At 61.4% G+C, this 20,642-nt stretch carries 17 protein-coding genes; 5 read left to right on the top strand and 12 right to left on the bottom strand.

Annotation, left to right across the window (positions count from 1 at the left end; genetic code table 11):
- Nucleotides 1-35 precede the first annotated feature (35 nt).
- Together pstA and pstB are read left to right on the top strand one after the other, a co-directional pair.
- Nucleotides 36-1,298 carry a phosphate ABC transporter permease PstA gene (gene pstA / locus IPM16_02490; protein MBK9121975.1) on the top strand — a complete coding sequence of 421 codons (1,263 nt, stop codon included), beginning with the start codon at nucleotides 36-38 and terminating at the stop codon, nucleotides 1,296-1,298.
- Nucleotides 1,299-1,302: 4 nt separating this feature from the next.
- Nucleotides 1,303-2,112: a phosphate ABC transporter ATP-binding protein gene (gene pstB, locus IPM16_02485; GenBank protein ID MBK9121974.1), complete on the top strand. Its 810-nt coding sequence runs from the start codon at nucleotides 1,303-1,305 to the stop codon at nucleotides 2,110-2,112.
- Nucleotides 2,113-2,145: 33 nt separating this feature from the next.
- Here pstB and IPM16_02480 read toward each other — a convergent pair whose 3' ends face one another.
- Nucleotides 2,146-2,922 carry a DUF1295 domain-containing protein gene (locus IPM16_02480; GenBank protein ID MBK9121973.1) on the bottom strand — a complete coding sequence of 259 codons (777 nt, stop codon included), beginning with the start codon at nucleotides 2,920-2,922 and terminating at the stop codon, nucleotides 2,146-2,148.
- Between the two features lie 69 nt (nucleotides 2,923-2,991).
- Nucleotides 2,992-4,806, bottom strand: a complete 1,815-nt coding sequence (locus tag IPM16_02475) for a hypothetical protein (protein MBK9121972.1) — start codon at nucleotides 4,804-4,806, stop codon at nucleotides 2,992-2,994.
- A gap of 76 nt (nucleotides 4,807-4,882) precedes the next feature.
- On the opposite strand from IPM16_02475, the gene IPM16_02470 reads away from it, so the two are divergent.
- A complete protein-coding gene (locus tag IPM16_02470) occupies nucleotides 4,883-5,539 on the top strand; it encodes a hypothetical protein (protein ID MBK9121971.1) in 657 nt (218 codons plus the stop codon).
- A complete protein-coding gene (locus tag IPM16_02465) occupies nucleotides 5,536-6,801 on the top strand; it encodes a class I SAM-dependent RNA methyltransferase (protein ID MBK9121970.1) in 1,266 nt (421 codons plus the stop codon). The genes IPM16_02470 and IPM16_02465 overlap by 4 nt, the downstream gene beginning before the upstream one ends.
- A 3-nt stretch (nucleotides 6,802-6,804) precedes the next feature.
- Here IPM16_02465 and IPM16_02460 read toward each other — a convergent pair whose 3' ends face one another.
- Entirely contained in the window at nucleotides 6,805-7,500 is a 696-nt protein-coding gene (locus IPM16_02460) for an FHA domain-containing protein (protein MBK9121969.1), read from the bottom strand.
- 129 nt (nucleotides 7,501-7,629) lie between these two features.
- Between IPM16_02460 and IPM16_02455 the strand changes: the two genes are divergently transcribed.
- Nucleotides 7,630-7,980 carry a hypothetical protein gene (locus IPM16_02455; protein ID MBK9121968.1) on the top strand — a complete coding sequence of 117 codons (351 nt, stop codon included), beginning with the start codon at nucleotides 7,630-7,632 and terminating at the stop codon, nucleotides 7,978-7,980.
- Here the strand turns inward: IPM16_02455 and IPM16_02450 are convergent.
- From IPM16_02450 to nuoG, 9 genes are all read right to left on the bottom strand, one after another.
- Nucleotides 7,977-8,531: a hypothetical protein gene (locus tag IPM16_02450; protein ID MBK9121967.1), complete on the bottom strand. Its 555-nt coding sequence runs from the start codon at nucleotides 8,529-8,531 to the stop codon at nucleotides 7,977-7,979. The genes IPM16_02455 and IPM16_02450 overlap by 4 nt on opposite strands.
- 81 nt (nucleotides 8,532-8,612) lie before the next feature.
- Nucleotides 8,613-10,118, bottom strand: a complete 1,506-nt coding sequence (locus tag IPM16_02445; GenBank protein MBK9121966.1) for an NADH-quinone oxidoreductase subunit N — start codon at nucleotides 10,116-10,118, stop codon at nucleotides 8,613-8,615.
- Between the two features lie 10 nt (nucleotides 10,119-10,128).
- Nucleotides 10,129-11,703, bottom strand: a complete 1,575-nt coding sequence (locus tag IPM16_02440) for an NADH-quinone oxidoreductase subunit M (protein ID MBK9121965.1) — start codon at nucleotides 11,701-11,703, stop codon at nucleotides 10,129-10,131.
- A gap of 13 nt (nucleotides 11,704-11,716) precedes the next feature.
- Complete coding sequence (locus tag IPM16_02435; protein ID MBK9121964.1) at nucleotides 11,717-14,251, bottom strand: hypothetical protein; 2,535 nt, start codon at nucleotides 14,249-14,251, stop codon at nucleotides 11,717-11,719.
- 7 nt (nucleotides 14,252-14,258) lie between these two features.
- A complete protein-coding gene (gene nuoK, locus IPM16_02430) occupies nucleotides 14,259-14,561 on the bottom strand; it encodes an NADH-quinone oxidoreductase subunit NuoK (GenBank protein ID MBK9121963.1) in 303 nt (100 codons plus the stop codon).
- Nucleotides 14,562-14,591: 30 nt separating this feature from the next.
- Complete coding sequence (locus IPM16_02425) at nucleotides 14,592-15,992, bottom strand: NADH-quinone oxidoreductase subunit J (GenBank protein ID MBK9121962.1); 1,401 nt, start codon at nucleotides 15,990-15,992, stop codon at nucleotides 14,592-14,594.
- 103 nt (nucleotides 15,993-16,095) lie between these two features.
- Nucleotides 16,096-16,590 (bottom strand): NADH-quinone oxidoreductase subunit NuoI, encoded by a 495-nt coding sequence (nuoI, locus tag IPM16_02420; protein MBK9121961.1) that lies wholly within the window; start codon nucleotides 16,588-16,590, stop codon nucleotides 16,096-16,098.
- Nucleotides 16,591-16,610: 20 nt separating this feature from the next.
- Nucleotides 16,611-18,011 (bottom strand): NADH-quinone oxidoreductase subunit NuoH, encoded by a 1,401-nt coding sequence (gene nuoH, locus IPM16_02415; GenBank protein MBK9121960.1) that lies wholly within the window; start codon nucleotides 18,009-18,011, stop codon nucleotides 16,611-16,613.
- Nucleotides 18,012-18,139: 128 nt separating this feature from the next.
- Entirely contained in the window at nucleotides 18,140-20,629 is a 2,490-nt protein-coding gene (gene nuoG, locus IPM16_02410; GenBank protein ID MBK9121959.1) for an NADH-quinone oxidoreductase subunit NuoG, read from the bottom strand.
- Nucleotides 20,630-20,642 lie beyond the last annotated feature (13 nt).

Below are 20,642 nucleotides of genomic sequence, written 5' to 3'. Positions count from 1 at the left end.
CACACGTCGACCGGCGGAACACGCGCGCGCGCTCCATGCAGCGGATCTACTTCGCTACGCTGGTTGTCTCGATCGTGGTCCTTGCGCTGCTGCTGCTGAACGTCGTTAATCAAGCGTTCGGGCTGGTGGCGCAGCGATACGCAGTCGACCCGGATACGTTGGCCGAGCGTCCGCTCGCCGAGCTGTCGTCGCCACAACTGGCGGCCGTGCTGCTTGAGAACATTCCGCGTCGCCTGCTCGTGATCGTGCGCGACAACCTGTACAGGGGTGATCCGGCGGCGTTCACCGGCCTGACGTTGGGGGAGAGCATCGACGGCGAGGTACCGGAAGCGTATCGCGAGTCACTGCCGACGCAGCTTCCCGAAGCGGAACGCAACCAAGCTTTCACCGAACTGCTCGGTCTCAACCTGGACGAAGACGTCCTGCGTGCGATCATCGATGCGGAAATTGTGAAAACCGAGATCGACAAGGGTTGGCCGCTGCACGAAAGCCTGTTCAACCGGGCGGCGATCGAACATGAGGTATCGGAGAACTACCCGGACTCGGAACTCGTCTTCAAGTCATGGTTGGATACCCGGTTCATCACCTCGCAGCTCTCGTCGCGCCCAGTTGAGACAGGCATTCGCCAGGCGATCATGGGTACCGCGTGGCTCCTTTTCCTGACCGTCTTGATCTCATTTCCGCTAGGCGTCGGCGCGGCGATCTATCTGGAAGAATACGCGACCGAAAACTGGTTCAACCGAATCATCGAAACGAACATCCGTAATCTGGCCGGTGTGCCGTCGATCATATACGGCATGTTGGGCCTGACCATCTTCGTCCGGACGCTCGAGGGCGTGACCAGCGGCCGCAGCATCACGTCGGGCGCTTTGACGATATCGCTGCTGATTCTGCCGGTCATCATCATCAATGCACGCGAAGCACTGCGCGCTGTTCCGTCCACCATTCGCGAGGCGTCATACGGCCTCGGCGCAACCCGCTGGCAAACTATTTCACGGCAGGTATTTCCGTCGGCTCTCCCGGGCATCCTGACCGGCACGATCTTGGGCCTCTCCCGCGCCATTGGCGAAACCGCGCCGCTGTTCGGGATCGCCACGACGTTCATCAACACCGACCCAACCGGCCCCGGCTCACGCTTCACCGTCCTGCCGATGCAAATCTACTCGTGGACAGGGCAGCCCGACGAGCTGTTTCGCTTCAACGCCAGTGCCGCCATCATCGTGCTGATGGTGCTGCTGCTTACCATGAACTCCGTTGCCATTTATCTGCGCAACCGCGCTGTGAATCAGAGGGTCTAGTACCATGCCGAGTTCCACCAACGATGCCGCCATCGAGATCAGGGACGCCGAATTCTTCTACGGCTCGTATCGCGCTGTGCACGTCTCAGGCCTAGAGATAACGAAGAACAGGATTACGGCCTTCATCGGACCGTCAGGCTGCGGCAAGTCGACCGTGCTTCGCGCCATCAATCGGATGAACGACCTCGTACCGGGTGCGCGCGTCACCGGCGAAATCCGGTTCAACGGGCGCAACCTGTACGGGTCCGACATCGACCCAGTCGAGGTTCGTCGACGCATCGGCATGGTGTTCCAGAAGCCTAACCCGTTCCCCAAGTCGATCTATGACAACGTGGCGTACGGTCCGCGGTTGCTCGGCGTGCGCGACAAGGCGCATCTCGACGAAATCGTCGAGACATCGCTAAAAGGCGCTGCGCTCTGGGACGAAGTCAAGAACGACCTCAAGAAATCAGGCATGGCATTGTCGGGCGGACAGCAGCAGCGGTTGTGTATTGCGCGGACCATCGCAATCGAGCCGGAGATCATCTTGATGGACGAGCCGTGCTCGGCGCTCGACCCGATCTCCACGCAGCGCATCGAAGAGCTGATGCGAGAGCTGCAGCAGGAGTACACGATCATCATCGTGACGCACAACATGCAGCAGGCGCAGCGTGTCTCCGACTTCACCGCGTTCTACAGCATCCGCAGTCAAGACTTGGGCGGCGGCAAGGATACGCGGTGGGGCGAGTTGGTCGAATACGAACAGACCGACACGCTGTTCAGCCGGCCCGCGCAGAAAGAGACCGCCGATTACATTTCCGGCCGCTTCGGTTAAGCGCGTCAGGACGCGCCTGCACCCGGGCCAGACTTACGGCCGCGGCGGCCGCGGGATAAACGCGGAAGTCCGGCGAATGTACTCGGCATACTCTGGCCTGCGGTCGCTGATCGTCCGCTCAAGCATCGCCACGCCGGACACGCGCAGCAACAGGTACGTCATCAAGATCGGCGCAGGAATCGTCCACCAGCCGCCGGCCGCAAGCGCCAGTCCATACTGCCCCCACCACTGCACCGCATCGCCGAAGTAGTTCGGATGGCGCGTGTAGCGCCAGAGGCCAGCCTGCATGACCTTCCCCTTGTTGGCCGGGTTGCGTCGAAACGCCGACAACTGTGCATCGCCAACGGCCTCGAACAGAAATCCGACCGCCCAGACGACCATTGCGACGGCGTCGAGCAGACCCGTCGGCGTGGCGCTGAACTGCGCCGCCGCGATCGGCAGGCTGATCAGCCACGCCAACACGCCTTGCAGCGCGAATACTTGGAGTGCGCTGCGCCACCACCACGCATCACCGTACTGCTTCCGCCACGCCGCGTAGCGATAGTCTTCCGGCTTACCCCAGTTGCGCACGCCGATGTGCAGGCTGAGGCGCGCGCCCCACACCAGTACGGCGATCAGCGACAGCGCCTTGCGGGTCGGGTCGCCAGCGGGCGTGCTGGCGGCATAAACCACCGCGGCCGTCATAAAACACATTCCCCAGAAGATATCGACAATACTTGCATCGTTGAGCCGCAGGCTCAACAGCCATGCGAAAGTCATGAGTATTGCGATGCCAGCCAACCCGCCTAACCAAACCGCAACAAAGTCCATGCGTGCATCCTGTAAAAACAGAGCGGGCCGTCGTTGTGACGGCCCGCAATAATCGGTCGGGGCGAACTGCTAACGCAGTCCCGGTTCGCTGATAAAGATGTCGCGGCTGTAGCGCGTGGCACCTTCAACGATGACGTTCGTCTGATAGCCGTAGTTCAACTCGAACACATTCAGGCCGTTGAACTGCTGGATGATCGGCTTGAAGATGCCCGCGTTACCGTCGTACACGTTCAACACCGGCTCGCAGGTGATCTGGGCGGGTTCCGCACAGATTTCGAGCGCCACCTGCACCGCACGGGTGGTCGGGTTGTCGACGATGTATGTCACGCGGATGTTATTCCATGTCACCAGCGTCTTGTTGACAGGGACCGGGCCGGTGGGCACCGATTCGCTGGTGGCGACCGGCGTCGCGGCCTCGAACAGCGCGATGATCGGGCCAGAGCCGGTGGGCGTCGGCGTCGGCTGCGGGCCGTTGCACCACGTGGCGTCGCAGAACGTGCGCGGACGCCGGCCCTCGAGGTTGGGCAGCAAACGGAACGCCTCCTCCGGCATGGTCGTCCAACGCCGGTCGATGAACACGGCGAAATCGTCACCGGTGACGAACATCATGTTCGACTCTTGGAAGTTGCGGAACCACGGACGGAATTCGGTGTTGAACGGCATCACGCCCATGTATTCGAGCGCCGCTACGTCGAGGTAGGAAAACGCGTTCTGCGACTCGAACAGCAAGTCGTCGTCGACCTCACCGGTGATCTCTTCGAGCTGCACCTCGATCTCAGCGGTCTGGATGGCGAGTTCGGCCAGTTGGCCGCAGTAAATGTCATTATCGGGCTGTGTCGCATCGACGCCCTGGGCAATCGGCCCTACGCGCGCCTCCAGCAAGGTCACCAGGGTTTGCAGCGTCGTATCACAGCGCACAACTGGATTGATCCCCTGCCACCCGCGCGGGCGCACGCCCTCGCCCAATGTCAAGTCGGCGAGCGTCTCGATGTCGAGCCGAATGCTGCGGTAGGACACGAGCGGCGACGCACTGATCACGCCGACCCAATCCTCCGGTCGAATATCCAGTCCGAGCTGGTTGTCGGCCAGCGTGTCAAGGTCGATAAACACGTCGCTGATGAACGTGGGCGACCCGTCGACGCGGTTGCCGATCCACCCGTCCGGACGGGTGTCGAGGCCGAGGCGCTCGTCCGCCAGGCGTTCGAGGTCGCCGCGCAGGCCGCCAATCAACTCCGGCGTAAACGTCGTCTCGATACTATCGTCGAGAAGCTCGCCAAAGATGCGATCTTCGACTTCGGCCTTCACGACGGTGCAATAGTCCAGCACAGCCTCGACGGTGTCGGGTTGAATATTGTAGTCGCGGTCCAGAATGAGAACGATGTTCTGTAGTGCGCGGTCGCAGCGCACAATAGCCGGCGCGCCGATCCATTCCACCGGGCGCGCTGTTCTGCTGCCGTAAAATTCCGCGGCGATGAGTTCAAGGTCGTGGCGAATGTTGCGGACGATGAGCGACGGGGTCGGCGAGGATGCCCCAAACCAGTTGTCCGGGCGCACACCCAGCCCAAATACCCGGTCGGCCATTTGTTCGTTGTCATAGAACAAGTCCGCGAGGTAGTTGCCTGCTTCGAGGTTAGTGTTTCCTGTCCACGTCTCGGGCCGGATTCCGGCACCGTAGGCTTCTTCCGCCAACAGTTCGAGATCGGCCCGAACTGCAGCTTCGAACGCGGGTTCCGTTGCGGTTTGATCGCCTTCCTGCGCGCCCGCAACGAGCACACCGGCAACCAGAACCACAATCAGCGCGCTCCACAATACCGTGCGCATCCGCGTCATCCAGCCCATCGGGTCGTCCTCGTCGTTCAGCCGCAATCCCCGCGTATTATACATCCCCACCAAGAATCACGAAACTTAACTTGCCCACGCCTCTGTTTTGCGGCACACTGAACGCATGATATCTCGTCGCTTGATCACCCTACTCTTGCTTGCATGGGTCACGTTAGTCGTATTGGCGGCGTGCGATGGCGGCGCGCCGGCCGCGACCGACAATCCGACGCCCACGGCCGAGGCGCAGGACGTGACTCCCGATCCGTCCGCCGAGCCGCTGGTGCCGAATGATTTCCCCACCAGCGTGCGCCCGCCGACACTCGATCCGGCGTCGATCCCCACGCTGGAGGTCCCCGATCCCGGTGGCGCGCGCCCCGGCGGTGTCGGAACACTAGTCGCGGAAGGGACGGTCGACCCCGAGCGCGCAACGCAGTTCTCGCGTGTGATTCTCGTCCGCACCGGTGGCCCGACCGATGAAGCCGGCCAGACCTTGGATGAGACCATCATCATTGACTCGAACGGCACTGTGACGCGAAACGGTGCGACTGGCCAGCTCGATCTGAGATCGATCAGCGCGCTGAACGACGTACTCAATTCCGTCAACTTGTTTGCGGTTCAGGCGAACTTCTTGGGCCCGATCATCAACGAAGGCCCTGTGCCCTATACGTATCAGCTGATGGTGGATTACAACGGTGTCGAACTGCTGCTCAACGCACAGGACGGTTACATGCCGCGCGAAATCCAAGCGATCATGGCCGCTGTGCTGCAAGAGGGCTTCAAAGTCCCCCGGCCGTGACCCAACACCCAAGCAGCGAAATCATCACGGTTGATTTGACGGCGATGGCCAACGGCGGGCGCGCGCTCGGCCGCGTGGACGGGCAGGTCGTGTTCGTACCGTATACGATCCCGGGTGAGCGTGTCGAGGCTCGAGTTGTCGACTCGCGAGGTCGCGCGCTCTTCGCCGAAGGCGTCACCCTACTCGACGCCAGCGCCGACCGCGTGTACCCGGAGTGTCCGCACTTCGGGCCGGGCCGCTGCGGGCGATGCCAGTGGCAGCACATTCAGTATGATGCGCAGCTGCTGCTCAAGCAGGACGTGCTGGCCGACCAGCTCATGCGGATCGGCGAAATGGACGAGGCGACTCTTGAGCGGACGCTGAGGCCGATCATCCGCAGCCCATCGGAGTGGCAGTACGCCAGTTCGTTGAGCTTCACCATCACCCCGGACGGCCTCGCCCTGCCCTCGCTCGACAACGATCGCCAAGTCGTCATCGAGACGTGCCTCATCTTGCACCCCGAACTGCAAGAGGTTCTCAGCAAGGTTCAGTTCGAACCTGATGCAAAGATCGAGCGCGTTCGGCTTGTGCGTGGCACCGAAGGCGCACCGATGATGGTGCTCTCGGTGATTGACGAGGCAGACGCCCCTGAGCTGGAGCTCGATTTCACCGCAAGCGTCAACCTGATCCTGCCAGACCTGACGCCGGTCAACTTGATCGGGGATCTGCACGTGACGGTCATGGTCAATGAGCGGCCGTATCGGGTCACCGCGGGTAGCGCGATACGCGCGAACTACGAACAGCTTGACGCGCTGGTTGACGCGGTAGAGGCCGGCTTGGCGCTGCAAGGCGGGGAGTTCGTGCTGGAATTGTACTGCGGTGTCGGTCTGTTTGCTGCCTGCGCGGCCAAGCTCGGCGCGCAGGTTACGGCAGTAGAGAGCTATCCATCCGCAGCCGCGGATGCAGCGCAGAATACAGCCGATCTGGGGGTTACGGTCATCCAGGACACGGTGGAAAACGTGCTCCAGTCCTCGGCAGCGTCAACGCCTGACGCCGTGATCGTCGATCCGCCGTCGGATGGTCTCAGCCTCACCGTCATGGATTCCCTCGGCCAGCAGTTGCGACCGCGCCGGATTGTGTACGTCAGCAGCGACGCAGCGACGCTAGGCCGTGACATCAAGCGCCTTGTCCGGTACGGATACGCCGTCGATTCGGTTCAGCCCATCGACCTATCGCCACAGACCTACTATCTGGACAGTGTGGTAACGCTGGTACGCGACTGATTGCTAGAGCGTGCGGAACTGCATCATCGTTTTGCCGAACGTGATCACGTCGCCATCCGACAGCACTTTGCCTTTTTCGGTGACCTTCACGCTGTTAACTTGCGTGCCGTTGGCGCTGCCGAGGTCGTAGACGACCCACGCATTGTCGATACGCGCAAGCCGCGCATGGGGCCTGCTGACCGACGGATCCTGTATACCGATCTCCCAATTGTGATTGTGTGTCGCACGGCCGATCTTGATCTCCTCCATGCTGAGGATGACCGTATCGTCCTTTTGCGGTCCGCTTAGGAAGATCAATCGCGGAACACCGACAATGCCGCTGTCATTAACGGCGGCCAAGGCCGTCGAGATGCGGTTTTGGGTGGTCTCTTCGGACGTGACGGCGACAAAGTCGAGTTCGGGCGTGTAGAGGCGAATCCGGTCGCCAGCCATCAGCGGGGTTGGTGTCGTGATCAACTGATCGTTGAGGAACGTACCGTTAGCACTACCCAGGTCAGTCAGCAGGAACATGCCATCCTGATACTCGATCTGGGCGTGCTGCCGGCTGACATGATGCTGTGGGATGCAGATCTCGTTGGTGGCTGCGCGGCCAATCGTCAGCCGCGCCCCTTCATAGAGGTCGGTAGAGTGCTCGTCACCGGTTTCGGGGTCGTGCCACCGCAGCAGCGCGATTGGCAGCGGTTGAGTGCGATCTGACATTCGGTATGGGTTGGCCCGGTATATGCGCGGTACGTCCATTCAGATTCTCGCGGTTTTCCTTTAGAATTGCAACCGTCGCACGCCGTACGGCGGCGCATCGTACCGTAACCCCGCAGGGAGACACACGCAATGCCTTCGCGGATCACCCCACCCACGCTTCCCGAAGCGACATATCACTACCTCGGACTATTCGGGGTTCGCGCCCGTCAAAGCGACTTCGAACGCGCCGAGAAACTGTTCCATCAAGCGCTCGGGCGCGTCCGCCGGGCCGAGGACATTCGGGCCGCGCTTGCGCTCGACACCAAGCGCCTTTTGCCCGTGCAACTCAAAAGCCCGATGTACGAACAGCTCATCTCGCTGAGCGGGCGTTCGCCGCGATTGCTGCGTGAGTATGCGCAAGAGATGTACGACTTCGGCCCGGAGTTCAAGCCGTATGCCGATGACTTGTGGGATGAAGCCAACCGTCTTGAATCGGCCTAGCGCCGCTTGGGTTTGCCCTTGGGTTTCTCCTGCACGCGCTTGTCGTAACGCGCTTTGAACACCGCTGTTGGTTCCCAACTGCGCGCCTCGCCCTCAACGTAGGGCGCGAGGCTGAGCAGCACACGGCTTCGCCCATCGGTCACGTAGTAGACGTGATACGGTCGGTCTTTTCGCGTCGTCAAGCCTGCCGTCAGGTGGCGCGTGAAGCGCACGATTTCGTCCCGTTCGTCGACGAAATCGAACGTCCCTTTTTGAACCGCGTCGAGATTCGCGGCGGCCGTCATCACCTCGTAGCACAACGGTAGACGCGCATACTGCGCAAGCCGCTGCGTGACGAACACCAGCATCAGGCCGATGCCGCCAATCATCGCAACGCCAAAGCCCGCCGCCCGGAATCGCATGGTCAACAGCAGCACGGCAGGGACGAACACGAACAGCATTGCGGTCAGCGGGACCAAGCTCAGCTTGAGCCACTGATCGCTGGTCAGGTTGCCTTCACGGTTCACCGACAGCCGCCGGCGCATTTCAGAATCGATGGTCAGGTCGTTCATCTATACACCCCATAGAAAACGCCCCCTGAATCCTCATACGGGTTCAGAGGGCGTTGGGTTCCGAACCGGAGCAGGCGGGCGCTACGGTACCGTGCTAGCCAACAGCGTAACCGACTGAGTCAGGTTGGTCGCGAGGACCGGGAACAGCCCGAGCAGCAGCGTGCCGGCAAACGAGATATACACCGCCCAATTGACCAACGGAGTCGCGCCTGCGGCCTCATCGCCCTCGCCATCGCTGAGGTACATGTTAACGATGATGCGCACGTAGTAGAACGCGCTCACGACACTCGTCAGCACGCCGACAACCGCCAGCGGGATCAACTCCGCCTCCATCGTCGCTTGGAAGACGAACCACTTGCCGGTGAAGCCGGCCGTTAGCGGGATGCCCGTCAGGCTGAACATGAAGACGGCCATGATCGCCGCCAGTACAGGTTTGCTGCGGGCAAGACCGACGAAGTCTTTGAGGTCGGTGCCGGTGCCGTCGTTCTTCTCGATCGCCAACGCAATCGCGAATGCGCCGAGGTTGGTGAACGTATACGCCAGCAGGTAGACCAGCGCGCCGCGAGTCGCGGAGTCGGCCGTGGCGGGGTTTGCCGCCGCCGCAACAGCCATCAGGATGTAGCCCGCGTGCGCGATCGAGGAATATGCCAGCATGCGCTTGATGTTGCTTTGCGACAGCGCGACGAAGTTTCCGACGATCAGCGTCAAGGCGGCGACGATCATGATCGTGTTCTGCCAGATCGGCTCGGCGGCCTGACCGGCGACCAGCAGCGGCAGTGCCGTCACTAGTACGCGCAGCAGCGCCGCAAAGCCGCCGATCTTCGCGCCGACACTCATAAACGCGGTGACAGGCGTCGGGGCGCCTTCATACACGTCTGGCGTCCACATGTGGAACGGGACGACGGCCACCTTGAAGCCTAGTCCGACCACGATCAGCGCCGCGCCGATGACGAGGTAGAAGATGGCATTGCTGCCTTCCGCCACGATCCCGGAAACGGACGCAAGAATTTCCGGCAGGTTCGTGGTGCCGGTCGCGCCGTAAATCAGGGCGGAACCGTACACAAGGAACGCACTCGCAAAGGCGCCGAGGATGAAGTACTTCATGCCCGACTCTTCGCTCTTGGCGTTGTTGAGCCGGAACGCCGCCATGATGTACAGGGGGATCGAGAGCAGCTCAAGCGAGACGAATACGACGATCAGGTCGTTGGCGCTCGCCATAAACATGGCGCCGGCCGTACTCAGCAGCAGCAGCGAGTAGAACTCGCCGCGCGCGTTGCCTGTGCGCTTCAGGTAGTCGATGCTGAGCAGGATCGTGATCGCAGCGGCGGTCAGCGCGATCAAGTTCATAAAGCCGGTAAAGGAATCCGCGACGAACATCCCCGCCAACGCCGTCTCACCGCTGCCGAAGTTCAGCAGCGTGAGCACGAAGCTGACTAGCACACCTGCCAGCGCGAACCACGCCGTCAGGTGACGGCGCTCCTTGGGCAGGAATACGTCGATCAGCAGCAGGACAGTCGTCCCCAGCGCGAGGAAGACCGCGGGCAGGGTGACGCCCAGATTCAGGTCGGCAAAGCTTGGAATATCCATGCTCCTCCCCTTACGGAAGCATTGCGACAGCAGGCGCGATGTGCGCAACCTGCTGCAGGAACGGGCTGACCGTCGCGACTACGCTGTTGGTCGAAGCGTCAAGCATGGTGAACCATACGGCGGGCTGCACGCCGATCCAGAAGATCATGACGAGTACCGGGACCAGTACGGCGATCTCCTGCCACACCAGCTTAGGAAGGTTCTTGTTCTCTTCCTTGTCCAGCTCGCCCAGATACACCTTCTGGAACATGTACAGCATGTAGACCGCGGCGAGGATCACGCCGAGCGTGGCGAACAGCGCGAAGCCGAAGCCAAGCACCGAGCTTCCGAACGTGCCTAGTAGGATCGTGAACTCGCCGATGAACCCGTTCAAGCCGGGCAAACCCATCGAGCTTAGGGTAATCACAAGGCTGATTGCGCCGAACAGCGGCAGCGCCTTCCAGATGCCCCCGAATGCGTCGATCGCCTTGGTGTGACGGCGCTCGTACAGCATGCCGACGAGCAAGAACAAGCCGCCGGTGCTGATACCGTGGTTGACCATCTGGATCGTCGCGCCCTGCAGACCCTGCGCGTTAAGCGCGAAGATGCCGATCACCACGAAACCCATGTGGCTGACCGAGGAGTAGGCGACCAGCTTCTTGATGTCGGTTTGCGCGTAGCTGACCCACGCGCCGTAGATGATGCCGATCACGCCCAAGAGGCCGATGATTGGCGCCCACTCGACCGACGCTTCAGGGAACATCGGGATGCAGAAGCGGATGAAGCCGTACGTTCCCATCTTTAGCAGAACGCCGGCCAGGATGACCGAACCCGCGGTCGGCGCTTGCACATGCGCATCTGGCAGCCACGAGTGGAACGGGAAGATAGGCACCTTGATCGCAAAGGCGATGAAGAAGCCGAGGAACAGGAACGACTGCGGGCTGAGCAGGCCGTCGAACGGGAAGGTCAGGGCACCGGATTGAACTGCAGCCGTGATTTCCGGCAGCGCGAACGTGCCGGCCTGACTGCCGACGTACAGGATCGCCAACAGCATAAGGATCGAGCCGGCCATCGTGTACAGGAAGAACTTGATCGCCGCGTAGACGCGGTTTTCACCGCCCCAGATTCCGACGAGGAAGTACATCGGCACCAGCGTGACTTCCCAGAACACGTAGAACACCACAAGGTCCTGCACCACGAACACGCCCAGCATCGCCCATTCGAGCAGCAGCATGAACATGTAGTACAGCTTCTCGCGGCCGCGCTCTTCGAAGATGTGGCTGACATGGCTCGCCAGCACCGCCAACGGCATGATGAACGCCGTCAGCAGCACGAGGATCAAGCTCACCCCGTCGATGCCGACGTAGTAGCTGACGCCGAAGGTCGGTAGCCAATCGTTGCGCTGAACGAACTGGAGGCCGGGGTTCGACGAGTCAAACTGCGACCACAGCAAGACGGCACCAAGGAGGGTGGCAATCGTAAAGCCGAACGCCGTCCATTTGATCGCCTGGCGCTGCGTCGACTCGTTCATAAAGAGCAGGATGCTGAACCCCACCATGGGGAGAAACAGCACCACCGTTACGAGCGAAAGCCCTGTCACATCCATCGGAACCCCTCACTTAGCCCTGAAGCACAGGCAGCAGCATGAATACAATCACCGCGACGACGCCGATCAACAGCGCCACCGCATAAACGCGCACGTATCCGGTCTGCGTGCGGCGCAACCCGCCGCTGATCCAGCGCGCAAGACGTCCAAATCCGTTCACCGTACCGTCGATGATGCCGAGATCCACCGGCTGGCTGAGCAGACGGCCGATCCCGTTGAAGCCCTTCGTGATCACCGTGTCGTGGAAGTAATCGTGCAGGAACGCCCAATCCACGACATTCGCCAAGAAGGCTGCGACCCGTTTGAACGGCGTAATGAACAGCCGGTCGTACATCTCGTCCCAGTACAGGCGCGCGTTCGACAGTGCGAAGACACGCCGCGATGCCGGGTTGGCCTCCAGCGGATCGAGGCCCTCGCTGTTGATAGCCTTGTTGGCCCCGTAGATGCGGTTGGCAAGGATGATCGCGGCGACCGCTAACACGAGCGAGATGATCGCAATCAGCGGCTGGAATGACGCGACGTGCAGGTGCAGCACGCTGTACTCCAGCCACGTCGATAACGTGTGTTCACCGAAAATGCCCTGAAGGCCGAAGCTGAACAGGCCGATGCCCGACGGGATGTTGAGGAAGCCGCCCAGCAGGCTGAGCACCGCGAGGACGATCAACGGTACGGTCATCGTCCACACGCTCTCGCTGGCTTGCTCGGCTGCTTCGGTGCGCGGGCTACCGTGGAAGACCATCTCAATCTGACGCCACATGTAGAACGCCGTGAGCGCGGCCGCGGCAAACAATCCGAGCGCGATGAAGCCAGCGAATTTGCCGTCCTGAATGGCGGCAATCCAACTGTCGGCAAGGATCTCGTCCTTGCTCCAGAAACCCGCGAACGGGTACAGACCGGCCAGCGCGAGTGTCCCGATCAGGTACGTTGCGTACGTAATCGGCATCTTGCGCCGCAAACCGCCCATGTTGCGCATGTCCTGCGGGTCGAATTCTTCGGCGTGATGCTCGTCGTGCCCGTGGTCGTTGTGCTTGTGTTCGTGCGCGTGATGATGCCCGTGCTCGACGCCATGAATGACGGAACCGCTGCCGAGGAACAACAGCGCCTTGAAGAACGCGTGGGTAATCATGTGGAACATCGCCGCGCCGTACGCGCCGATGCCGACCGCAGCAACCATAAAGCCAAGCTGCGACACCGTCGAGTACGCCAGCACGCGCTTGATGTCGAACTGGCCGATCGCGATGTATCCGGCGATGATGGCCGTCAAGACACCGACAATCGTCACGACCAGTGACGAGAACTCGGCGAGGTAGAAGAACGAATTGGCGCGCACCATCATGTAGACGCCGGCGGTCACCATTGTGGCCGCATGGATCAGCGCCGAAACCGGCGTCGGACCAGCCATCGCGTCCGGAAGCCAGACGAACAACGGGATTTGCGCGCTCTTGCCTGCTGCGCCGAGCAGCATGAACAACGTAATCAGCGTAATGACGGTGTCGATATCGAGTTCAAATGCGCCGAAGTTGACCATCCGGCCCATCGTGGTGCCATCGCCCCGGTCGACCGTTTCGCCTTCGCCCAGCTTGGCCAGTTTCTCCGCCTGTGCAAAGATGCCCAATTGGTTGAACGCGAGGTGCGCATTGTCAGTGTGCTCGATCACCGGCCCAGCGTGGCCTTCTTCGCCGTGGCTGTCCGCGGCTTCCTCGCCGTGGTCGCCTTCCTGCTCGAGCGTCAGGTCGGAAGTCAGCGACACCATCAGTGCGGCTGAACCGCTGTGGTCGCCTTCGCCCTCTTCCTCGCCGGCCGGGGTTTCCTCACTGTGGTCGCCTTCTTCAGCCGCCGGAGTTTCCTCGCCATGTCCGCCGCCAGAAGCGAGCGTTTCCATCATGTGCGGGTTGGTAACCTCGGTCGGCTTGTAGAAGTCAAGCGTCCCGAACGTCCAGAAGGCGAGGAAGATCGCCATCAGGAGGCCGAAGTCCCCAACGCGGTTGGCGATGAACGCCTTGCGCGCTGCGTTGGAGTTCTTGATTCCGACACCGTGCTTCTTATCCCACCAAAAGCCAATGAGGAGGTAAGAGCACAAACCCACGCCTTCCCAGCCGACAAACATCATCAGCAAGTTGTTGCCCGACACGAGGATGAGCATGAAGGCGAGGAACATATTGAGGTACGCAAAGAACCGCGAGAAACGCGGATCGCCGTGCATGTACCCGCTGGCGTAAATGTGGATGAGCGTGCCGACAAATGTCACGAAGCCCATCATGGCCATGCTCAGCGTGTCGATACGCTGCTGCCACGGGATCTCGAGGCCGATCGACGGGATGCGAATCCAGCCGTCGAGAATCGGCGGGTCGACGATCGCCGGCTGGTAGTAGTTGCCGTTCAAATACGCGAACAGCACCAGCCACACCACGAACGTTGACGCCGAGGCCGTGATACCGATCAGCGACGACCAACGCTCGTTGAGCTTCGGCCCCCAGAAGAAATTGATGAACGTGCCGAGCGACGGCAGGAGGATAATCAGCGGCGCGATGAGCGCGAGACTCTGCATATCCGGCTTAACCTTCCATCAGGTGCAGTTCATCGATGTTGATGCTCTGCTTGGTGCGGAAAATCGCTACGATCAGCGCTAGGCCAACCGCGACCTCGGCAGCGGCGACGGTCATCACGAAGAATGTAAACAGGTGACCGTCTGCTTGCCCCCACTGGCGGCTGAACGCCACGAGCGCGATATTGGCGCTGTTGAGCATCAATTCGACCGACATGAACACGACGATCGCGTTGCGCCGCAGGAGCACGCCCATGGTGCCCATCGCGAACAGGACCATGCTTAGGATGACGTATGCCTCAGTTGGTACCATCTCGTCCATTCCCCCGTTGCAGCGGCCCGGCTAATCGCCAGCCGGAGTCTCCGAACGTTCCGGAAGCTGCGGGGCGCCGCTTGTCAGCTCGGCCCCGGTTTGGCTCGCAATCACACTGGTGAGCGGACGGCTCACCTTACGGCGTGTCGTGCGCGACGGCTTCGGAACGTGCTCGCCGCGATACGTAATCACGATAACGCCGACCATCGCTGCCAGCAGCAGCATCGCGACCAACTGGAACGGCAGCAAATACCCGACGAACAACTGCTCGCCCAGCGCATTCGGTGAACCGAACGGCGTCGCGGCGTACAAATCGAGCGGGGTCACGATCGGGCGCAAGTTGCCGTCTGGCCGGCGATCCGGCGAAAACACATACACACCGTCAGCACCCGCCGCCGGTGCGATCACTTCCGAGAAGCGGAACAGCACCGGCGCAGTGTTGCCTTCTTGAACGGCTTCCGCGCGCCCCGCCTCGAAGATGATCCAGTTGGTGAAGCCCGGCGGGTAATCCAGTCCTTCCACCGCCTGACCGTAAGCGAGTTCCGTGACGACCGGGTTGACGACGCGACTGTCGTCAAACAGCGGGTTCTGCAAATCGCCAATCTCCAAAACACTTGGAGACGGATTGGCGTTGATGATCGTCAAGCCGGATTCAGTGGTCTGTGGCGCGACGATAACGTCTAACGCCGTCTCGCCGGCAACAACGACATTCAGCACCGCGTCGGCTTCGACATCGAGCTGTGCGGAAAGTACCTCTTGTCCGTCGGCGTTCGCCAAACTCACCGTATGGGACCCCGGTTCGAGGTCGATAAAGTCGGTGGCGTCGCCAAAGGCGAACGCATCCGCAATAACCTCACCGTCCACGGCGAGCGTGAACACACGGTCGGCCGGCAGCGGGGCGACATCAGGACGGGTCGGTACGGTGTCGGCGGCGGTCTCTTCAGCCGGTGCTTCTTCGGCAGGCGTCTCGCTAGTGGCGGCTTCTTCGGCTGCTGGCGCTTGTGCCAGTTCGATCGCTTCTGCCGGGGCGGCATGCACGAAGCGCACGACGCCATTGCCCGGCGGCGCTTGCCGACTGTCGATCTGCCCCTGCGTCATCGCCCAGCCGACAGCAATGATGAAGAAAACGGTCAGCCCCATCGCAAGTGGGGCCAACCATGGGAACCGTCGTATAGATGCGCCGCGGCCCGTTTTCTCAGCACCGAGCAGCATAATGACGAACAAGAACAACACCATAATGGCGCCGGCATAGACCGCAATCTGAACGAGCGCAAGGAAGGGCGCTTCGAGCATCAGAAACAGCAGCGCAACGCCGATAAAGTTGACAATCAAAAACAAGGCGCTGTGGACAGCGTTCTCGCTTAAGAGCATCAACGCGGCGGTGGTGATCAGCAAAACACCAACGGCGCCAAACAGGTAGACTTCAATCATGCCAGTTCTTCCTTGCGCGGGCCTCAGCGGCTTGTGCAGTTTAACACAAGGAGCGCCAGAGTTCCAATGCTCCGGCGCTGCCTTTGTCCCTCAAATCGACGCTTTAGAGCGGGTTCTCCATGTCCGGAATCGAGCGATTGTACGCGCCGGGCTCGACCTCCTGCGGCGTTTCGCGGCCGCCCTCCGGAACCGGGTCGATCAGCATCTGCTTGGTGTAGATCGCATCGCGGCGATCGGTGTAGCTCATACGGTGCTCGTGGCCCAGCTCGATCGCCTGAGTCGGGCAGGCATCCTCGCAGTAACCGCAGAAGATGCAGCGCAGCATGTTGATCTCGTAGGTCTTGGCATACCGTTCGCCGGGGCTGTAACGCTCCTCGTCGGTATTCTCGGCCGCCTCAACCCAAATCGCATCGGCCGGGCAGGCTGCTGCGCACAACGCACAGCCGATGCACTTCTCGAGGCCGTTCTCGTAGCGGCGCAGGTGATGACGCCCCTTGAAGCGCTCCTGAAACGGGCGCACCTGCTCCGGATAATTAAACGTCGTCGGCTCTTCGAGCAGGTGTTTGAATGTCGTGGCAAACCCGCGAATTACATTCATGACTGTCTGGTCCCCTAACTCTAGTCGGCGCCGCCGGCCCCGGACGAATCGCCCGAGGCGGTCGGTTCAATGGCGTTGTCCTTCGGCTTGTCCTCGGGTGCGAGGGTCGCCAGCTTATCCAACAGCCCAATCGTGTTCTTGTACAGCACGAATGGTACCGAGAGCATACCGCCGATCGCCTGAAGGGCTACCCAACCCGGGCTGCGACGCTCGCCCGTGATCACCGGGTCGAACTCGACATCACCTTCGTCGGGATCGGCCTCCGGCTTGCGGAAGAAGGCGAAGTAAGCGCCGCCGATCAGCAGCACGAACAGGGCGCCCGAGACGATCGCGTAGCCCACCGGCCCGAACGCGTCCCCGATGACCACGGCGACGGCCGTCCACACCACGCTCAGCAGCGATAGCGGCAGCAGGACCTTCCAGCCGAAGCTCATCAGGCGATCGTAACGGATGCGCGGCAGCGTGGCGCGGATCCAGATAAACCCGATCAGGAACAGGATCACCTTGGCGATCATGAACACCGGGCCGAGGAACGGCGCGTTTTCGACAAAGAAGAAGTGATAGCCGCCGAAGAACAGCGACGCGGCGATCAAGCTCGACGCGATCATGCCGAGATACTCGGCCATCATGAACATCGCGAATTTCATGCCGCTGTATTCGGTCATGTATCCGGCGGTCAATTCCTGCTCGGCTTCCGGCAGGTCGAACGGCGCGCGGTTGGTCTCGGCCAAGAGCGCAATCATCAGTATGGCGGCCGCCAGCGGGTTCTGGAAGACGAACCAATTCAGCGGCGACCCGGCCTGCGCCTCGACAATGCTGATTACGCTCATCGTGCCGGCCAGCATGACCGGGACGATCATCGCTAGACCGAGGCTGAGTTCGTAGCTGATCATCTGGGCAGTCGCCCGCAGCGCGCCGAGCATCGCGTACTTGTTGTTGCTCGACCACCCGGCCAACGCGACCCCATACGTCGCGATACTGGTGATCGCGAGGATCCACAAGACTCCGACGTTGATGTCGGCCACAAACAACGGGATGTTGTACCACAGGCCGTCGAACCACGGGATCGTCACGCGCGGCCCGAGTGGGGTTACGGCCATGACGATCAGAATAGGTACGACTTTGATCATGGGCGCCAGCAAGTAGACAAGTTTATACGCCTTCGCCGGCATGATATCTTCTTTGAAGATCAACTTCACGCCATCTGCAGCGGGCTGAAGCAGCCCGGCGGGGCCGACCCGGTTAGGCCCAACGCGCTGTTGGAACCACGCGATGAACTTGCGCTCCAACAAGGTGGTGTACGCAAACCCGGTGAGCAAGATCACAACGAACAGCAGGATGAAGATGATCGGCTGCAGGACACGACAGCCTTCGCTTTGCTCGCAGGCGATGGGTGTGTTGTACGACCCGTCCGCCAGCATGTTGTACAACCCGACGCCCACCGTCAGGATCAAAATGACGGTGACGATCAGGCCCACCAGCAGTGCGCCGAGGATGTACGGCAGCGGTATTCCGAAAATCTTGCGACTCATCATCAGACCGTCTCCTCTTAGACCTTGCTGACCTGTCCCACGGAGATTGCCATGGGAACAGGCTCATCGGTCAGGTGGCGCGGCAGCACAACGCTGCCCTCCGGCGCGCCGCCGTTGACGTGCGCCCGGACGCGGACACTGCCCCCGTTGGCGCTGATCTGCACGACGTCGCCGCTGTTGATACCCAGTTTGGCGGCATCGGCACTGTTGATCTCGGCGTACGGAACCATAACGCGTGGGTGCACCAACGTGCTCGGCTTGAACTGCGCCTCGCGGTTATAGAGGCGGGTCGCCGGGATGATGACGAACTCGCCCTTCGCGGCTTTTGGCACGTCAGGCAGGTTGACCTTCCCGGCCTTCACCGAGTCGCCGCTGTCGGCCGCGGTCGGGATCACCATACCGAGACCGCCCTTGTTCTTGTAGGCTGTACCGCCGTAGTAGTAGTTGTCCGACCCGCCGATATCCGGGTACTGCTTCTCGACTCTGCTCAGCGCGCGGTAGTCCATGCCTTCGAACGCCGGTACCGAAGCGGCGATTTCCTTCATCACCGCGGCGGCGGACAACTTCGCATTGCCCTGCCCGAGCTTCTCGCCAAGCCGGGTCGCGATCTGCCACAGCGGCAGCGCCCATCCGACCGGGCCTTGCGCGGTATAGAACCGCTGCACGCGCCGCTCGCCATTGGTGAACGTTCCGTCGCGCTCGGCGAAGCTCTGGATCGGCAGCACGACTTTTGCGAACTTCGCAGTGATGCCATCAGGCAGCATGCTGAAGCTGATGACCGTCTCGACCTTTTCGAGCCATGTGGCCGCAGTCGGGTCGTCGGCAAGAATATCGGTCTGCGCAACGAGCAGCACCTTCGGCGGCTTGGCGGCCATCGCCAGCGACTGCTCCGGCGTGAAACCGAAGTAGTACTGGCCGACGCCGTTGGCGCCGGGGAATGTGGAAAGCAAGCCGTTGTTGGGCTTGCCAACGTGGTCGGTTTCGATCAGAAGGTTCGCCGCGGCCTGCATCAGGGCAGCATGACCCTCAAGCGTGAGGCCCTCGGCGCCGGTCAGCACAATTAGGTTCGCTGCCGACTTGGCTGCATCGGCGGCTGCGGGCGCAGACTTCTTCAGGTCGGCGAGCCAATGCGCCGCCTTGCCGGCCTCATAGCGGAAGGTGTGCGATGCGAAGTCGTCCATGCGGGTCTTGCGGGCGTTGGCGACAATCACGGTTGCGCCGCGGTCGTGCGCCTGCTTGATGCGCAGACGCCAGATGGGCACTTCTTCCTCGAGGTCGCTGGCGACGATCAGCACGACATCGCCCTTACCGAGCGTGCCGAGGTTCGTCCCCTTGCCGACACCGACCTGCGTGATCAAATCGCCGCCGGTATGCGTCACTGGCCACGCGCCCAACTGCTCGCTGCCCAGCCCGTTGACCACTTGTCGCAGCGCCCACAGGTCTTCGTTGCTTGCACCGCTGCCAACGATCAGACCAATGTCGCCGTTGGCAGCCTTGAGCGCACCGGCAACAGTGTCGAGTGCCTCAGTCCAGCTCACCTCGTTCAAGTTGCCATTGCTGCGCAGCAGAGGCGCGCTGATACGTTCCTCGGCGCGCGTGAAATGATGCCCGAAACGCACCTTGTCGCTGATCCAAATCTCGTTGACCCACTCGTTCTGGCGCGGCATCACGCGTTTGATCATCGCGCGGCCGCCGAAATCGCGGTCGAGGCGGGTGCTCAAGCTGATGTTGCTACCGGCGGCGTCCCACGGGTCGATGCTCGGGACTTCGGTCAATTCCCACGGGCGCGCACCAAAGCGAAAGTCCGCGGTGGTTAGCGCGCCAACCGGGCAGATGTCGGTCGTGTTGCCGCTGAAATAGGTGTCGAAGCCGGGGTCGCTGTTGGTAATGATTTGCAGACTGCGGCCGCGCTCGTGGAAGGCCAACACATCGTCGCCGACGATCTCGTCTTGGAAACGGATGCAGCGGGCGCACTGGATGCAGCGTTCTTCATCGAGGAAGATCAAATCGCCCAACGGGACGTGCTTGTCCAAGTGCATCTTGTCGCTGTAATCCATGCGCGACACGCCGGGACCATGCGCCATGGTCAAGTTCTGCAGCGGGCATTCGCCGCCCTTGTCGCAGATCGGGCAATCCAGCGGATGGCTGGTGAGCAAGAACTCGAGCATGTTGTTGCGCGCGTCGATGACCTGCTCCGTCGACGTGCGGATGAACATGCCGTCGCTGACTGACTGCGTGCAAGCGGTTTGCAGCTTGGGCATCCAACGGACTTTGACGTTACCGTTCTCGTCGTGAACCACCTCGCGCGTGTTCGGGTCGCGCTCTGCCGTGCCCATCTCGACTAGGCACATGCGGCACATGCCGACAGGCGCCATCTTCGGGTGATAGCAGAATACGGGGATGTCGTTGTCCGCCGCGTTCTTGGCGGCATCCACCAGATTCTGCCCGGCCGGTACGTCATAGGCCTTGCCGTCAATGGTAATCGTGACGCGTTTCTGTTCTGCCATTGGCTGGTCAACC

Origin of the sequence: Candidatus Flexicrinis affinis (genome assembly GCA_016716525.1) — a bacterium.
Classification (GTDB): domain Bacteria; phylum Chloroflexota; class Anaerolineae; order Aggregatilineales; family Phototrophicaceae; genus Flexicrinis; species Flexicrinis affinis.
Note: the sequence above shows the minus strand (reverse complement) of the source record. Positions and strands in the feature narration are given on the sequence as shown.